Source organism: Streptomyces noursei (genome assembly GCF_016917755.1).
GTDB classification, from domain to species: Bacteria; Actinomycetota; Actinomycetes; order Streptomycetales; family Streptomycetaceae; genus Streptomyces; species Streptomyces yunnanensis.
This window is the reverse complement of the sequence record NZ_CP070326.1, coordinates 3,738,614-3,753,985: the sequence shown is the minus strand read 5'-3', so window position 1 is coordinate 3,753,985 and position 15,372 is coordinate 3,738,614. Positions and strand designations below refer to the sequence as shown.

The 15,372-nt window shown below is 68.3% G+C and carries 15 protein-coding genes and 1 pseudogene; 11 read left to right on the top strand and 5 right to left on the bottom strand.

Annotated elements, in window-relative coordinates:
• The first annotated feature begins 103 nt into the window (after positions 1–103).
• A complete protein-coding gene (locus JNO44_RS16610; protein ID WP_205364956.1) occupies positions 104–2,050 on the top strand; it encodes a TIGR03960 family B12-binding radical SAM protein in 1,947 nt (648 codons plus the stop codon).
• A 260-nt stretch (positions 2,051–2,310) separates the two neighbouring features.
• Here the strand turns inward: JNO44_RS16610 and JNO44_RS16605 are convergent, their stop codons facing one another.
• Complete coding sequence (locus JNO44_RS16605) at positions 2,311–2,787, bottom strand: NUDIX domain-containing protein (protein ID WP_205364955.1); 477 nt, start codon at positions 2,785–2,787, stop codon at positions 2,311–2,313.
• A 110-nt stretch (positions 2,788–2,897) separates the two neighbouring features.
• On the opposite strand from JNO44_RS16605, the gene JNO44_RS16600 reads away from it, so the two are divergent.
• The 5 genes from JNO44_RS16600 (at position 2,898) to JNO44_RS16585 (ending at position 5,914) form a co-directional block, all read left to right on the top strand.
• Entirely contained in the window at positions 2,898–4,109 is a 1,212-nt protein-coding gene (locus tag JNO44_RS16600) for a helix-turn-helix domain-containing protein (protein WP_240167564.1), read from the top strand.
• A gap of 118 nt (positions 4,110–4,227) precedes the next feature.
• Positions 4,228–4,674 (top strand): ATP-binding protein, encoded by a 447-nt coding sequence (locus JNO44_RS16595; RefSeq protein WP_338058569.1) that lies wholly within the window; start codon positions 4,228–4,230, stop codon positions 4,672–4,674.
• 202 nt (positions 4,675–4,876) lie between these two features.
• Positions 4,877–5,113 (top strand): DUF7848 domain-containing protein, encoded by a 237-nt coding sequence (locus JNO44_RS45470; RefSeq protein WP_478219198.1) that lies wholly within the window; start codon positions 4,877–4,879, stop codon positions 5,111–5,113.
• On the top strand, positions 5,113–5,418 hold the full coding sequence (locus JNO44_RS16590; RefSeq protein ID WP_205364952.1) for a hypothetical protein: 306 nt from the start codon (positions 5,113–5,115) through the stop codon (positions 5,416–5,418). The genes JNO44_RS45470 and JNO44_RS16590 overlap by 1 nt, the downstream gene beginning before the upstream one ends.
• 223 nt (positions 5,419–5,641) lie before the next feature.
• The gene (locus tag JNO44_RS16585) at positions 5,642–5,914 is read left to right on the top strand and encodes a hypothetical protein (protein WP_205364950.1); all 273 of its coding nucleotides are present in this window, start codon (positions 5,642–5,644) and stop codon (positions 5,912–5,914) included.
• A gap of 434 nt (positions 5,915–6,348) precedes the next feature.
• On the opposite strand, the gene JNO44_RS16580 is transcribed toward JNO44_RS16585, so the two are convergent.
• The gene (locus tag JNO44_RS16580) at positions 6,349–7,119 is read right to left on the bottom strand and encodes a GntR family transcriptional regulator (RefSeq protein WP_205364948.1); all 771 of its coding nucleotides are present in this window, start codon (positions 7,117–7,119) and stop codon (positions 6,349–6,351) included.
• 171 nt (positions 7,120–7,290) lie between these two features.
• Here JNO44_RS16580 and JNO44_RS16575 point away from each other — a divergent pair, with 171 nt between their 5' ends.
• The 4 genes from JNO44_RS16575 (at position 7,291) to JNO44_RS16560 (ending at position 10,828) form a co-directional block, all read left to right on the top strand.
• Complete coding sequence (locus JNO44_RS16575) at positions 7,291–7,653, top strand: SCO3933 family regulatory protein (RefSeq protein ID WP_205364946.1); 363 nt, start codon at positions 7,291–7,293, stop codon at positions 7,651–7,653.
• Positions 7,653–8,951 (top strand): FtsK/SpoIIIE domain-containing protein, encoded by a 1,299-nt coding sequence (locus JNO44_RS16570; RefSeq protein ID WP_420882651.1) that lies wholly within the window; start codon positions 7,653–7,655, stop codon positions 8,949–8,951. Before JNO44_RS16575 ends, JNO44_RS16570 begins: the two co-directional genes overlap by 1 nt.
• Positions 8,948–9,142, top strand: coding sequence for a hypothetical protein (locus JNO44_RS16565; protein WP_073442233.1), 195 nt, complete (start codon positions 8,948–8,950; stop codon positions 9,140–9,142). Before JNO44_RS16570 ends, JNO44_RS16565 begins: the two co-directional genes overlap by 4 nt.
• A gap of 177 nt (positions 9,143–9,319) precedes the next feature.
• A complete protein-coding gene (locus JNO44_RS16560) occupies positions 9,320–10,828 on the top strand; it encodes a replication initiator (RefSeq protein ID WP_338058613.1) in 1,509 nt (502 codons plus the stop codon).
• 248 nt (positions 10,829–11,076) lie between these two features.
• Here the strand turns inward: JNO44_RS16560 and JNO44_RS16555 are convergent, their stop codons facing one another.
• The 3 genes and pseudogenes from JNO44_RS16555 to JNO44_RS16550 all read right to left on the bottom strand — a co-directional run bounded on the left by JNO44_RS16555 (position 11,077) and on the right by JNO44_RS16550 (position 13,985).
• Positions 11,077–12,111 carry a hypothetical protein gene (locus JNO44_RS16555; protein ID WP_240167562.1) on the bottom strand — a complete coding sequence of 345 codons (1,035 nt, stop codon included), beginning with the start codon at positions 12,109–12,111 and terminating at the stop codon, positions 11,077–11,079.
• A 136-nt stretch (positions 12,112–12,247) separates the two neighbouring features.
• Positions 12,248–12,362 (bottom strand): annotated as a pseudogene (locus JNO44_RS43485) (transposase); the annotation flags it as partial.
• Between the two features lie 3 nt (positions 12,363–12,365).
• Positions 12,366–13,985: a recombinase family protein gene (locus JNO44_RS16550; protein WP_205364944.1), complete on the bottom strand. Its 1,620-nt coding sequence runs from the start codon at positions 13,983–13,985 to the stop codon at positions 12,366–12,368.
• Positions 13,986–14,509: 524 nt separating this feature from the next.
• Here JNO44_RS16550 and JNO44_RS16545 point away from each other — a divergent pair.
• On the top strand, positions 14,510–15,313 hold the full coding sequence (locus JNO44_RS16545; protein ID WP_205364943.1) for a TIGR03936 family radical SAM-associated protein: 804 nt from the start codon (positions 14,510–14,512) through the stop codon (positions 15,311–15,313).
• Positions 15,314–15,372: the final 59 nt, after the last annotated feature.

Below are 15,372 nucleotides of genomic sequence, written 5' to 3'. Positions count from 1 at the left end.
ACGGCGCAGGCCGGAGCGCCGGCAGCAAGATCGCCGTGCCGAGGGGTGACTCCGAGCGGGTTACGCTTGTGAGTCGCCCCTTGTCCGTCCACGAAGGTTCGAGATGTCCGAGTCGGTTTTCCCGCAGCTCGAAGCTCTGCTCCCGCACGTGCAGAAGCCCATCCAGTACGTCGGTGGTGAGCTGAACTCCACCGTCAAGGAATGGGCGGAGTGCGACGTCCGCTGGGCACTCATGTACCCCGACGCCTACGAGGTCGGGCTGCCCAACCAGGGCGTCATGATCCTCTACGAGGTCCTCAACGAGCAGGAGGGCGTCCTCGCCGAGCGCACCTACAGCGTCTGGCCGGACCTCGAAGCGCTGATGCGCGAGCACAAGGTGCCCCAGTTCACCGTGGACAGCCACCGGCCCGTCGGCGACTTCGACGTGTTCGGCCTGAGCTTCTCCACCGAGCTCGGCTACACCAACATGCTCACCGCCCTGGACCTCGCCGGCATCCCGCTGGAGGCCAAGGACCGCACCGAGGACCACCCGGTGGTCCTGGCCGGCGGCCACGCCGCGTTCAACCCCGAGCCGATCGCCGACTTCCTCGACTGCGCGGTCATCGGCGACGGCGAGCAGGCGGTCCTGGACATCACCAGGATCATCCGGGCGTGGAAGGACGAGGGCCGCCCCGGCGGCCGCGACGAGCTGCTCTTCCGCCTCGCCAGGACCGGCAACGTCTACGTCCCCAAGTTCTACGACGTCGAGTACCTCGGCGACGGCCGCATCGCGCGCGTCGTGCCGAACCGCTCCGGCGTCCCGTGGCGGGTCTCCAAGCACACCGTCATGGACCTCGACGAGTGGCCCTACCCCAAGCAGCCGCTCGTCCCCCTGGCCGAGACCGTCCACGAGCGGATGTCGGTCGAGATCTTCCGTGGCTGCACCCGCGGCTGCCGCTTCTGCCAGGCCGGCATGATCACGCGCCCCGTACGGGAGCGAAGCATCACCGGCATCGGCGAGATGGTGGACAAGGGTCTGAAGGCCACGGGATTCGAGGAGGTCGGCCTGCTGTCGCTGTCCTCCGCGGACCACACCGAGATCGGCGACGTGGCCAAGGGCCTCGCCGACCGGTACGAGGAAGACAAGATCGGCCTGTCGCTGCCGTCGACCCGGGTCGACGCCTTCAACATCGATCTTGCCAACGAGCTGACCCGCAACGGCCGTCGCTCCGGTCTGACCTTCGCCCCCGAGGGCGGCAGCGAGCGGATCCGCAAGGTCATCAACAAGATGGTCTCCGAAGAGGACCTGATCCGTACGGTCTCCACGGCCTACGGAAACGGCTGGCGGCAGGTGAAGCTCTACTTCATGTGCGGCCTGCCCACCGAGACCGACGAGGACGTGCTCCAGATCGGCGACATGGCGGTCAACGTCATCGCCGAGGGCCGCAAGGTCTCCGGTCAGAACGACATCCGCTGCACGGTCTCCATCGGCGGTTTCGTCCCCAAGCCGCACACCCCCTTCCAGTGGGCCCCGCAGCTCTCCGCCGAGGAGACCGACGCCCGCCTGGCCAAGCTCCGCGACAAGATCCGCGGCGACAAGAAGTACGGCCGCTCCATCGGCTTCCGCTACCACGACGGCAAGCCCGGCATCGTCGAGGGCCTGCTCTCCCGCGGCGACCGCCGGATCGGCGCGGTCATCCGCGCGGTGTACGACGACGGCGGCCGCTTCGACGGCTGGCGCGAGCACTTCTCGTACGACCGCTGGATGGAGTGCGCCGAGAAGACGCTGCCCGACTTCGGCGTGGACGTCGACTGGTACACCACCCGCGAGCGCACCTACGAGGAGGTCCTGCCCTGGGACCACCTCGACTCCGGCCTCGACAAGGACTGGCTCTGGGAGGACTGGCAGGACGCCCTCGACGAGACCGAGGTCGAGGACTGCCGCTGGACCCCGTGCTTCGACTGCGGCGTCTGCCCGCAGTTCGACACATGGCCACAAGTAGGCCCGACCGGTAAGAAGCTCCTCCCGCTGACCGTGAACAAGCCCGCGACCAGCGCAAACGGCCAGTGACGTGAGCGACGCCTTACGACGGATCGCCGATGCTGTGACTGATGTCACAGAGCCTGAGATGGTCGAGGTGCTGAGCGCGCTCGGCGTCACCTCAGAGCGTCGGCGGTCCGTCGCGCCGGCAGAGGCGCCCAGAACGCCTCTGCCGACCCAGGGAGACCCCTCGAACGTCCACTCCGAGGTGGAGTGGGTCTGAGGGGCCTCGGCTCGTCCTACGGGCTCCTGGGGAGCGATGGCGGGGGTTCGCCAGCGACGGGGCCTCGCTATCGCGTCGGCGACTGACCGTGTTCCAAGTACGTGGGGCGCGCCTCGGCCCGGGCCGTGATCGCTGCCTTTACGCGGCGCGCAAGCCGGGGAATGAGTAGCTCGTCAAGGTCGTCTGCTGGACGGAACTCCGCGGCCAGTAGCTCGTCAGGCGCGAGCTTGATTCCGGCCAGCTCGTTCGGGTGCAGTTGCCCACCGTCGAACACGTAGAGGACCTTGTCACCCTCTGCCTCGCTCGGGGCCCAGTCGATGACCAGCAATGCCCCGATGGTGGGAGTGATCCCTAGCTCTTCCTCGACCTCTCGCCGACATGCAGCCAGAGGCGATTCCCCACGTTCGATGTAACCGCCTGGGATCTCCCACTTCGGCTTGTAGGACGGTTTGACCAACAGGACCTGGCCCTGGTCGTCGAAGAACAGCGCGCCCGCTGCCATCCGAGGAGTCGCCATGCGCCGTTCGTGCTCGTTCTCGGCCATGGCGCCGACCCTAGCGGCCGTCGCCTGGCGGGCGTGAGACGCCTCGGCCCCTGTCATTCGTTGTGCACGTCGTGTGACACTCGGTGGGGCAGAGCGAGGGGAGCGCGGCCATGCGTGGCATGACTGATCATCTTGAGTTCGGCAAGCGTGTGAAGTTCTACCGGAAGCGCCGGGGTATGCAGCAGCGGCAACTCGGTGAGCTGCTGGGGCGGTCCGAGGACTGGGTGTACCGAGTCGAGTCCGGTCGGATTCCTGTTAACAACGTCAAGATGCTGGCGGACCTGGCTGACGCGCTGCGGGTCCACCTTGAGGACCTGCAAGGAACGCCGGTGCTGCTGGAGGACAGCGAAGGGTTCGCGGCTAGCGTGCCCGCCATCCGGGCCGCGCTCATGCAGTCCCGGCGGTTGGCCGGTTCCTTGATCGCCGGGCGGGAGCCGCTGAGGCTGGAACTCCTGGAGATGGAGGTAGGCACCGCCTGGGAGCTGTACCAGGCTGGTGAGTTCGCCGCTCTGGCGGACCGGCTCCCCCGCTTGCTGGCTGACGCGCGGTCTGCGATGAACGAGGGGCCGTCGGGAGATGAGCGCCGTGAGGCACAGCGACTGTTCGCGCTGGCGTGCCACGTGGCGGCGGCGCTGCTGAGGAAGCTAGGCGAGACCAACCTGGCGTGGACGGCCGCAGACCAAGGTGAGATCGCGGCACTGGAGTCGGGTGACACCGCCGCCATCCTGTCTTTGAGGCGGGGGATCGCCCATGTGCAGCTCGGGGCCAATCTGGCGGCGGAAGCGGTGAAGAGCACTCTGGACAGTGCCGATGACCTGGAACGCGGCTGGTGGCTGTCCTCCCCGGTGGCGCTCTCCCTGTACGGCACGTTGTTCCTCAACGGCTCTATTGCTGCCGCTCGGATGAGGAATCGTGAGCTGACCAAGTACATGATCGGCAAGGCGGACGAAGCGGCCAAGCGTCTGGGCGCCGACGGCAACGAAATGTGGACCGCCTTCGGTCCGGCCAACGTGGGTATCCATCGACTTGCGACTGCCCTTGAGTTCGAGAACTACCAACGGGCTGTCGACATAGCACCCACGGTGCGGGCGGTGGGGCTTCCCAAGGAGCGAAGGGCCCGGCTACGACTGGATGTAGCTCGGGCCTACGGCGAAGTGGGCCAGACCGATGACGCGGTGGACAATCTGAAGCGGGCCTACACGACCGCGCCGGAGCAGATGAGGGCGCACGAGTTCGCGCGGGACCTGGCGCGACGGCTGCACAAGCGCACGCGGCGCCGGGACGCGCAGCAACTCGCCGTTGCCCTCGGGGCGATCGAGTAGCGCGACCCCGGCAACAAATCTGACGGACCCGGAATTTTCTTCCGGGTCCGCTCGTGTTTGAGGGCCTACCTTCTCACCGTTCGACGTCCCGTAGGCGTCTGGAAGGCGGTGAGCGACGGTGAATCGTAGGGCGACAGTCGCCCGAAAAGGCACAGCCGGGGCCGGGGGCCGGCCAGTGGTGAGCCGCTGGGTTCGGCATCCGTGCTGCGTCGCACTGGCACGTGCCGAGCTGCGCAATGTACTTGACCGTTGGGGCCTGGCCATGGTGGCCGACGATGCCCTGCTGGTGCTGTCCGAGCTGCTGACCAACGCCGTACGCCACGCTCAGGTCTCCCGCGGCCGGGAGATCGAAACGCGGTATTCCCGGGAGCCACAAGGCATCCGTATCGAGGTGCACGACGCTGCCGACAACTGGCCGCAGCCGCGTACCCCTGATGCCTACGGCGGGCGGGGGCTGACGATCGTCGCCGCGCTGGCTGCCTGCTGGGGGACGGAAGTGCGGGACGGCGGGATCGGGAAGGCAGTGTGGGCCGTTATCGCGGTCCCCGGCGGAGGTGATGCGTGATGGCGCGGTTGTCGGTGTTGAAGGTGCGCGGTGGCGACGTGGTGTGTGTCGGCGGCCGGTGGCGAGAGGTTAAGGGTGTCCGGTCTGGCGTTCGTTCGTCGGGGCGCCCTCTGGTCGTGATGACCTTCAAGGACGGGCCATCGCTCCGCTTCGACGCAGGCGAAGAGCTGGCCGTGTGCCGTGATGGACGGAGGTTGCGGTGATGGACGCCGTCTCTGTGTGGCGGATCGCGGACTGGGACCTGGACGTGGGCACCTCGGACAGCGGGTCGATCTACAAGCACCAGTGCATGTCCTGCGGTCAGACGTCCGGTGCTGCGGTCACGGCTGACGGGCCGGACGTCTGGTGTCTGCGGCACGCGAAGCGTACGGGACACACCGAATTCCGGGGCACGGTCACCACGTTCTTTCGGGCTTCCCTCGCGGAAGGGCCTCGTTGATGACTGCTGACGAGCACAAGCACCAGAAGCGGGCGGCGGAGATCATCGCGCTGTACAACGAGGGCCTGGCCGTGAAGCGGCTGCTGGACCGGTTCGAGATCTCGACGTGGGCACTCTACGACCTGCTGCGGCGTCATCAGGTTCCGCTCCGAGGAGCGAACTCGGCATCGCGCAGGGCGGCGACGGAGTACGAACGGCTGCGCTCTGACGGCTTGATGCATCACGAGATCGCGGAGAAGTTCGGGATCAAGCCCAACACCTTGTATCGGACGGTGCTGCGGCTGAGATCGGCAGCGAGACGCTGACGGGAACGTGCCGGCCCTTCTGAGGCTGGCGTCCACTCCGCGCATGACAACTGAAGACGTCATACCGGACCACCCCTCTACCTGGCCGGGCGGGGGTGGTCCGGCTGGGGCCCACGCTGGCGAACCCCGGTGCCGATGGTACCGGGGCCGTCGTCGTGGGTTCATACGGCGGGCTCGGCGAATGTGCTGCTCAGCCACTGGGCCGGGAAAGGGACGTGACGATATGTGCGATATCGGGGGAGATGGCTTTGATGCGGATGGCCTGGACCCTGACGCGCTGCTGTGGGTACGTGGTGTGGACTACCTGACCGGCTGGCGTGACGCGACACGGGCGGCGGCAGAGCTGGGCGACGCGCTTGCGGAGGCTGGTGTGGATGTGGCGGCGGCGAAGCTCCGGGCGGTCTCGGCCGCTGACGGTTCCGGTGTGGTGAGGCTGGAGTTGTCGCCCGCGACCGCGCGGGAGGTGGCCAAGTTGGCGCGTGTGGCGGCTGCCTAGTGATGCAAGGCGGGGTGGGGGCCGGTGTGGGAGGCGCGGTGCCTGGGTGGCGCGCTGTGAAGCGCCGGCGGTCGTGGAGACTTTGGGCGGGAGCTGCCACGGGGCGAGAGAACAGGGGGCCTTACGCTGGCCGCGATCGGGCTGGCTCCTTGCCTGCCCGCAATGGCCCGATCGGCCCCCTGTTCTTAGAGGCTCGCCCCGTGGTGGCTGCCTAAAGTCTCCACGGCCGGCGGCCCCAGCCACAACGCCCCGGCCCCGTACGGCGGTTGTCCGCTGGCGGGTGCTCGGGCGGGCTGCGGTGGTGCGGGTGGTGGGCGTCCGCCGGGACCGGCCGCCAGGCCGCAGCCCGGCGGGGCGGCCGGACCGCCCGGCGCGCCAGGGGCGCGCCCTTGAGTAAGTGAAGCCAGGTTTCGACAGTCGCCGGACGGCAGGCTTTAGACGGCGTGGAGAGTGCGGGGGCTGTCGGCAGCGATGTGGTAGGCGAGTTGGGCACGGTCGGCGCCGGTGCGCAGCTCTTCGAGGAGCAAGGGGCGCCGGTCGGTACCGCGGGTCAGACGTGAGGCGAGCAGGATCGGGGTCACGTCGGGGACCCGAAGCGCGTCGCGCTCGTCGGGCAACGGCATACGGGCGCTCACGATCTCGTCCCATGTGAGCTCGTGCCCGGCCGCGGTGAGAAGGGCGTAGATCTGCTCGGGTTCCGCGTCCGGGGCTTCGGCAAGCTCCTCGGCCTGGTCGGCGGTGGCGAACGGGATGAGCACACGGTGCAGGGCGCGGGTGTCGGTGTGCGCGTCGGACAGCAGGCGATCGACAGCAAAGAGGGCGTCCCCTTCGGCGAGTCCGAGCAGCGGGCCCGTGGTCGCTGTGGCCGTCGTCCGGTGGATGGTAGGGGCCTCGATCTGCTGCCAGTCGTGGTGGCCGGTGCGGAAGGTCTCGCCGCTGCGGGTGATGGTCCGTTCGATGCTGACCGCCGGGGCGGGCACCGCGCGCACGTAGCTCCCCTTGCCGTGGATCACCTCGATGAGCCCTTCGGTGCGAAGCGCGTCGATGGCCTTGCGCACGGTCGGGCGGCTGACGCCGTATCGCTCGATGAGCTGGGACTCGGAGGGGAGTAGGGCTCCCGGCTTGTACTCACCCGCGGTGATGCCGCTTCGGATCTCGGCGGCGACCTGCTGGTAGAGCGCTCCGGGGCGCTGGATCTCTCCCATGTCGGGGTCTCCTCATCACCTGTTGTCGGCTGGCATGACGTTATCTGACGTCACTCGTAAGCATAAGTTCTTGCCTGGGCGGGTCAAGGCATGCATAGTGGATGGCAACTCGTAAGCACGAGTGACGTCACATGACGTCTCGTCTCGGCATGGCCAAGGAGGCCACCACTCATGCAGTCCATTCCTGTGGACACCTCTCGGCTCGGCGTACTGCGCTGCGCGGTCGCCCCTGAACCGAAGATCGCGGACTTCGAAACCAAGCAGGTCAAGAAGGACCGGGACGGCAACACCATCTACACCGTCGGCGTGACGGTGCGTCAACAGGGGCGCCGGGTCTCGGTGATCGAGATCGCGGTTCCCGGCGAACCCAAGGGCATTGCGGAAGGCACCGAAGTGCGCGTGACCGGCATGGAAGCCTTCGCGTGGGCCATGGGAGACCGACACGGCATCAGCTTCCGCGCCGCCGCCATCACCCCCGCGCCCGCCCCGTCTACTACGTCTGCCGGTGCTGCCGGCAAGGGCGGCGGTGCCTGATGGGAATGCTCCTATTCACCTGCGTGCTCGCGCTGGTGATCTGGGCCCTGGTCTTCCGCAACGAGCTGCAACGGCGGCGGCCGGAATGGCACTGGTACCTCGTCGGCTACCCGCTCACCGCGCTGCGCGTGGCGTTCACCTGGCGCCGGGTCGCCTACCTCAATGGCCTGACCGTCTCCCACAAACCCAACCGGCGCGTCCTGGGCGACCTGGAAGTCAAAGGCGAACCACTGCGCACCCGCACCCCGCGCATCTCCTTCCCCCGCGCCACACCGTACGGACTGGAGGTGCAGGTCCGGCTGCACCCGGGGCAGACGCCGGCACCCTTCCTCGCCTCGTCCGACGCCTTCGCCCACGCCTGGCGCGTCCACTCCGTACGCGTCGTCTCCCCCGAACGCGGCGTCGTACTGATCACCGCAACAGCCAGGGACCCATTGGAGAACACCGCCCGCCCCGCGCCGGGGGCTGGGGAACTGCTGTCAGCGATCGTCGGTGCGCTGGAGTCGGGCCGTTCCTGGGTGATGGACTTCCGGCGGGTGCCTCACTGGCTGATCGTCGGTGCGACGCAATCGGGGAAGTCCACGCTGCTGGCGCGGCTGGTTACCGAGCTTGCTCCGCAACCGGTCGCCGTGGTCGGGATCGACTGCAAGGGCGGCATGGAGCTGGGTCTGCTGGAAATGCGGCTCTCGGCTCTGGCCACCTGCCGCAGTGAGGCGGTCGCCGTGCTGGCGCGGCTGGTCACCGAAATGCAGGACCGCATGGCCAAGTGCCGTTTCGCGGGGGCCCGTTCGATCTGGGAGCTACCCGAGCAAGCGCGGCCGGTCCCGGTCGTCGTGATCGTCGATGAGCTGGCCGAGCTGTACCTGACCAACGGCAGCAAGGAACAGCGCGCCGAAGCGGAAGAGTGCACCACCTACCTTCTGCGCGTAGCCCAACTCGGCGCGGCCCTCGGCCTCCACCTGGTCGTCGCCGGCCAACGTGTCGGCTCGGACCTCGGCCCCGGGGTCACCGCGCTGCGGGCTCAGCTCAGCGGCCGGATCTGCCACCGGGTCAACGACCCCGGCACCGCCGAGATGACACTCGGCGACCTCAACAAGGACGCCGTGGTCGTCGCGCAGTCCATCGGCGAAACCGAACAAGGAGTCGCCGTCACCACCGGCGATACCGGCGGCTGGATGCGCGGCCGATCCCACCTGACCACACCGGCCGAAGCACGAGCGGCGGCCGCCGAGCACGCCCGGATGACCCCCCGCCCGAAGTTCCTGGCGGGCGCCCCCGGAGGAGGAACGCTCCTGTGAGCGAACAGTCTGCCGTGTTGCTGGCCCTGGTCTTCGGAACCATCACCGTCCTCCTCGTCCGCTCCCGGGACGTGAAGTGGTGGGAGGCGGGGTTGATCGGCCTGTTCGGCATGTACGTCGGGCAGACGCCTCTCCTCTTCGCCGCGGACGGCCTCGTGCACTGGGTCATCTCCATCGCCACCCACACCTGACCACCAGAAAGACACCACCCAATGTCCATGCACCGTGTCCGCTGCCCCGTTTGCAAGGGGCAGCGCTACCGCAAAACCCCCACCGGCCACCGGCGGCGCTGCCGCTGCTGCCGGGGCACCGGAACCATCCGCTAACCACCCACCCCACCGGACACAAGGAGTGATCGCCGTGGACCCATCCCACCCAACCCCAACCATCCGTGCCGCTTCGGCGGCCCACCCCGGGAGGTCCCCACCATCACCGCCCACACCCCGGCTGACCGGCGCGCCGCACTCGACCGCGCGGCGCGCCTGCGTCAGCTCTCCGAAATCGACCGCGAGACCATCCTGCTCGCCCAGGATCCGCAGTTCCCCCGCTGGCTCGCCCAGGTCACCGCCACCGGCGGTTGCGCCCACCCGATCCACCTCAAGGGCTCCACCACCACCCGCGACGGCGCGACCGGCGAGATCCTGCACCACTACGACACACGCAACGAGCCTGGCGAGCGGCTGCTCGTCCGCTGCCGCAACCGCCGCGCAACCGTCTGCGCCCCCTGCTCCCGCCTCCACGCTGGCGACACCTTCCACCTCGTCCGCGCCGGACTCCTCGGCGGCAAGAACGTCCCGACCGACGTACGCGAACACCCCCGGCTCTTCGTCACCCTCACGGCCCCTTCATTCGGGGCCGTGCACCGTGCCACAGCAGACAACGAGCGGTGTCGCCCCCGCCGCAGTGCCGGCCACTGCGAACACGGTCGGTCCCGTGGATGCCCGGCCACCCACGACGCTTCGGATCCGCTCGGCGGACAACCCCTGTGTCCCGACTGCTACGACTACCCGGCCCACATCCTCTGGCACGCCCATGCCGGCCGGCTGTGGAAGGCGTTCACGGACAACCTCTACAACCACCTCGCCGCTCGCACCGGCCGCACCCGCACCGGCCTACGTCGCTCGGTCCGCATCTCCTACGCCAAGGTCGCCGAGTACCAAAAGCGCGCCGCTGTCCATGTTCATGCGGTCGTGCGCCTGGACGGCGCGACCGGTCCCAGTGATCCGCCTCCTGTGTGGGTGTCGGCTGAAGACCTGAGCGCCGCTGTGCGAACCGCCGCAGCAGCGGTCCACCTGCATACCCCGTACGCCTGGGGGCTGGGAGAACACGGACTGCGCTGGGGCTCGGAGCTGGATGCCCGGCCGCTCCGCGCCTTCGGCGGAAACGAGGGCCTGGCCGACGACGCCATAGCCGCCTACGTCGCTAAGTACGTCACCAAGGGGGCCGCCGAGACAGCCATCGGCCTCGACCGCCCGATCACCAGCCCCGACGACATCGCCACGGGCCGACTGTCAGCTCACGTCCGAACCCTCATCCGAACGTGCTGGCGGCTCGGCGGCCTCTCGGAACTGGACCCGCTCAGACTGCGGGCCTGGTCACACACCCTCGGCTACCGGGGCCACATCCTCACCAAATCCCGCGTCTACTCCACCACGTATGCAGCCCTGCGCGCCGAACGCGCTCAGCATCAACGCAACACTGTCGTGCCCGACCTGGCTGACGTCCCCAGCACGGTCACTGAGACGCACTGGCGCTATGTCGGCTCTGGCCACGCCCCGGGCGCTGCCCTCATCGCCGCTGGCATCGCGGAAGACCTCGCCCAGACCCGTCAGCTCTTCGCTGAGGCGAGAAGAGAGGAGGGGGAGTGGAGCCGATAGCCGCTCTACCCGGGCTTGAGGCCACTTCTCCACGCTCCTCGTCTCTGCCTCGCCCTGCGGACGCCGGAGCGAGATGCACGATCGAAAGCGAGATCGTGATCGTGGATGACGATGGCACGGAGGAACCGTTCGATCCTTCGAGGTGGTTCATGTAGTGACACCTAGGCCGTGGTGGAGTCCCAGGTCCGGAGTACGTAGCCGTCTCCGCCGGCTGGCCGTTGATGTCGACCAGCCTTCTTGGCCGCCGGCTATGCCTGCGAGGGGCCTGTTCGACTATCGCGGCGCAGCGTGAACGCCGGGTACACCGGCAACAGCGGTATCTCCCACTTTTCGCCTACCTCACGCAGCAGCACCCCCACCACCTCCCGCACGGCTGGAAAGTCCCCGTTCACCAGGATCTCTTCTGCCCGCTCCCACCGATACCTCAACACCTGCCGACGCGTAGGGCCCGTGGATCGCTGGGGCTGCAACGGACCATCCTCGGCTGCTACTTGGCGCAGCCAGTACGCTGTGGCGTCCACCGTCCACACCGCGGTGGCCCACCGCATACCCGCCTCCCATACCGCGTCCTCGGCCAGTTCCGGGTAGGCCCGGACTACTTCGGCCCGGAACGTGCGCTCGGCCTCCGCCGCCACCTGCTCGGGCATCCGGTACACGCACCAGCAGCTGGGAAACGGGCTCCGGCAGTACGCGGCCGTAAGGAAGACCGGCAGGTACCCAGACATCTCGAAGTCGATCAGGCGCACGCCGCCGGGAGCGAACAGCGCGTTGTAGGGGCAGGGATCACCCGGTGTGAACCCCAGGTATTCGCGTTCCCCTGCCGTTGCGATCTGTTGGAGTTCCGCCGCCAGGCCGGCCGGAGCCACGATGCCACCTGCCTCCAACGCGGCCATGAGTTCCTGGCCGTTCCGCTCGATCCATGGCTCGTCCCCCCACGACACCATGCCCTTGTCGTACTGCTTCCACAGCCTGCCGAACTCCTCCCGCCGCTCCGTCGGCGCAGCGGCTAGCAGCCCAAGCTCCCGTGCCCAGTCCCGCAGCCCCCGCACTGCGGCCGATGCATCCGCACCGACCAGCACATCGGCCAACGACAAAGCGGGGCCGATGTCCTCCATCACCACCACCGACGCCGCGGCGTCCACCCCGAGCAGCGCCGGCCCGGCCAGCCCCAGCGAGAGCCCGACCGCCTCTGAGGTGAAGGATCGCCGCCCCTCCGGCTGGTCGCTGAACACCTTGACGATCACGCTGCCGGCCCCACCGTCCAGCGAACAGCGCATCACCATGCTCCGCGGACTGCTTCCCACCACCAAGGGCTCCGCTACCGTCGCCCCGACCACCCCACTCGCGGCGTGTAAAGCCGCCTGCATGATCGAATCCATGCAGTCACATTGCCACCACGGGGCTACCTAGGACGGTCCGTGTGCTGTCTGCCGACCAACGTCGATGGTGGTCATGCACCGTCCTCCACTTCCCGAACCGCAGGGGAACCCCGCCACGGGGTTACGGTCCGTTGCCGGAAGAGGGCGCCGGACAGTCCCTAGAACGCTTCCGCGAAGTCGTCCTCTTTGAGGACCAGGCGCTCGCGCACATCCTTCGGGACCAACAGCTTCATGTGGATGTGGGGGGCGCGGACGCCCTTCACCTTGGTTCGCTTGATCCGGCACTTCACGCCGACGCGGAGAAGATCGGCTTCCATGGCTTCCATGCCGCCTTCCTGCCAGCGCTCGCGGAACGTCTTCCCGTTGTGCACGGCGACCCAGCGGTCCTGCGTCGTCTCGGGATCGATCGCCTCAAGGTCAGCCATCATCCTGTCGAGCGTCTTCTCGGCCTGCTCACGGGTGAACCGCGTCTTCCTGTAGCGGCCTCCGGGCTCCAGCTCCTTCATGTAGTAGGAGATGGACTCCTCTAGCCGCTTCACCTCCTTGCGGGCCTCCGCCCCCTTGGCGTACTCGCGGGTCATCACCGGGAAATCCCCGAGGACGCGCAGCACGTCTTCCACCAGCTTGTTGTCGATGTCGTCGGGGTTGGGTGCACCGAGTCCACCGCTCTTGCACTTCTGGCAGCGGAGGTACTCGTACCTCCCGTACTTGTTGTTCGTGGCCTGCACGGTCATGTTGGTCTCGCAGTCGTCGCAGATCTTGACGCCGCGGAACTTGGTGGCTCCCCCTGGCTGGCGCTTGGGCTGGTCCTTTCCGTTCCCGTCCAGGACGGCTTGGAGGCTGTAGAACTCCTCCTCCGTGAAGACGCCCTCTGCAACCCTGATCGGCTTGCCGTCCTTGCCCATGACCAGCTTCGACCGACGTTTGCCGCCGTCCTTGTCCACCTCGACCCGGTAGCCCATGAGCGCGGGGTTCCTCAGTCGGCGGAGCAGAGTAGTAGGGGTCAGGCTCGGGTCACACAGCCCGGCGCGAACAAGAACCCTGACCATGCGCCCGGCAGAGGCACCCTTCGCCCTCATCGCTGCCTTGCGACACCAGTGCAACGCGCGGTGGGCGTCCTTATCTATACGGAGGACGACCTTGTCGTTCTCGTCCACGTCCGTGACATAGCCGTACGCGGGCCTGCCCACCAGCCACTCGCTCTGTGTCTTGGTGTAGTCCCAGAGGCTGGCCACCCGGGTGCTGGTGTTGGCGGCCTCGATCTCGGCGATGCCGCCGATGATCGTGACCATGATCTTCCCGGCCGTGGTGGTCAGGTCGATGGAGTCGTGCTTGGAGACCAGGTTCTTCCCATACTTCAGGCTCCAATCGATCATGGTGCTGAGGTCCGAGAGTCGCCGGACGAAACGGTCGAGCTTCCAGAAGAGGAGCACATCGAATTCCGGCGCCCGATTGTTGAGCCAGTCTCCGAGCTGCTTGCGCTTCCACGGCGGGACCTTGGTGGCCGAGACGTTCAGATCGCTGGCGATGCCGACCACGCGCCACCCGCGCTCGCGGGCGAGCATGCGCAGATCGAGTTCCTGACGCACCGGCGACGTCGTGTCGTCGGTAAGAACGGACAGCCGCACGGACAGCAGGACCCGCGGGGCATCGTCCGGTAGCTGGGCTTCAGCCTTCTTCAGCTCCTCAAGAAGGGCGAGATCCGCCTCGGTCCACTCGGTCTCGGCGGTCTGCTGCTTCTGGTCGCCTGCGGCGCGCGTCCTCGTTCGTTTCCCCATGCCAAGGACGGTAGGGCTAGTTTTAGAGCTGTGTCTATATGGCCGCAGATGGACACCCACATCCAGATCGGCCCGACGGGCAAGAAGCTGCTGCCGCTGACCGTCGTCAAGTAGCCGTCGCCGCGCGCGCCGCGGTGTGCGCCTCCGGCCCGGTCCCCGCAGTCGTGCGGGGCCGGGCCGGAGCCGTACGTGCCGGGCGATCGAGGAGCGCGGCGGGGTTTTCCGGGTCCGCCGAGCGGAGAAGCTTTGGTATCGGACCTCCGCGTGCGGGTGGTGTCCGGGCCGTTGTCGGCCCACCCGTCCGAATGGATTTCACCGGGTGGTGGGGCCGCCGGGAGGCCGCCGGGCGCCCCGGCGGGAACCGGCCGCGGGCGTGGCACGTACTCTAGGTAAAGACGTCCGGGCACGACATGTCCTCGCCACGCGGGGGTGGCCCGGACGGGGCGGCACCAGCCGCGCCCTGACACCAAGGAGAAGTAACACTGGGCAAGCGACAGCCCGAAGGCCCGCCGCCCGCACCGGCGGTGCAGCGCATCCGACTGCGCTACACCAAGCGCGGCCGCCTCCGGTTCACCAGCCACCGCGACTTCCAGCGCGCTTTCGAGCGGGCGCTGCGCCGCGCCGAGGTCCCCATGGCCTATTCGGCGGGCTTCACCCCGCACCCCAAGGTGTCGTACGCCAACGCGGCGCCGACCGGTACCGGCAGTGAGGCCGAGTACCTGGAGATCCAGCTCACCGAGCGCCGCGAGCCGGAGACCGTCCGAGCACTGCTCGACGCGTCCCTGCCCGACGGCCTCGACGTGACCGACGCGGTGGAGGCGCACACCAGCGGTCTCGCCGATCGGCTGCAGGCGTCGGTGTGGGAGATCCGGCTCGACGGGGTCGCCGCCGAGGAGGCCGGGCGCGCCGTCGAGGCGTTCCTCGCCGCCGACGAGGTGCCGGTCGAGCGCCGCACCAAGAACGGCATGCGGAGCTTCGACGCCCGGGGTGCGGTCGCGCACCTGGAGACCGTCCCGGTCCCGGGCGATAGGCCCGACGGCGATGCCTGTGCGATACTGCGGCTGGTTGTTCGGCATCTGACACCTGCCGTTCGACCCGACGACGTCCTGTCCGGCCTCCGGGTTACGGCCGACCTGGCGCCGCCGGTCCCCGCAGCGGTGACCAGGCTGGCGCAGGGGCTGCTCGATGAGGAGACCGGCACGGTGACCGACCCGCTGGCGCCCGACCGCGACGCTGCCACGGCCACTCCATCCACGGCCGCTGAGCTGAGTACCGCGACGGTGCAGGGCGGGGCCTCCCCGGCCACTTCCGGGGACGGCACTGCGTAGGACGCGTCGTCGCGTCGCCGATCAACCAGGGTGCCACCCCGGTCCGGCGGACGCACTGA

What these genes read in the sequence shown, in the direction of transcription:
- JNO44_RS16610 (WP_205364956.1), top strand. Translation starts at nt 104, where the DNA reads ATGTCCGAGTCGGTTTTCCCGCAGCTCGAAGCTCTGCTCCCGCACGTG.
- JNO44_RS16605 (WP_205364955.1), bottom strand. Translation starts at nt 2,787, where the DNA reads ATGGCCGAGAACGAGCACGAACGGCGCATGGCGACTCCTCGGATGGCA.
- JNO44_RS16600 (WP_240167564.1), top strand. Translation starts at nt 2,898, where the DNA reads ATGCGTGGCATGACTGATCATCTTGAGTTCGGCAAGCGTGTGAAGTTC.
- JNO44_RS45470 (WP_478219198.1), top strand. Translation starts at nt 4,877, where the DNA reads ATGGACGCCGTCTCTGTGTGGCGGATCGCGGACTGGGACCTGGACGTG.
- JNO44_RS16590 (WP_205364952.1), top strand. Translation starts at nt 5,113, where the DNA reads ATGACTGCTGACGAGCACAAGCACCAGAAGCGGGCGGCGGAGATCATC.
- JNO44_RS16585 (WP_205364950.1), top strand. Translation starts at nt 5,642, where the DNA reads ATGTGCGATATCGGGGGAGATGGCTTTGATGCGGATGGCCTGGACCCT.
- JNO44_RS16580 (WP_205364948.1), bottom strand. Translation starts at nt 7,119, where the DNA reads ATGGGAGAGATCCAGCGCCCCGGAGCGCTCTACCAGCAGGTCGCCGCC.
- JNO44_RS16575 (WP_205364946.1), top strand. Translation starts at nt 7,291, where the DNA reads ATGCAGTCCATTCCTGTGGACACCTCTCGGCTCGGCGTACTGCGCTGC.
- JNO44_RS16570 (WP_420882651.1), top strand. Translation starts at nt 7,653, where the DNA reads ATGGGAATGCTCCTATTCACCTGCGTGCTCGCGCTGGTGATCTGGGCC.
- JNO44_RS16555 (WP_240167562.1), bottom strand. Translation starts at nt 12,111, where the DNA reads ATGGTGATGCGCTGTTCGCTGGACGGTGGGGCCGGCAGCGTGATCGTC.
- JNO44_RS16550 (WP_205364944.1), bottom strand. Translation starts at nt 13,985, where the DNA reads ATGGGGAAACGAACGAGGACGCGCGCCGCAGGCGACCAGAAGCAGCAG.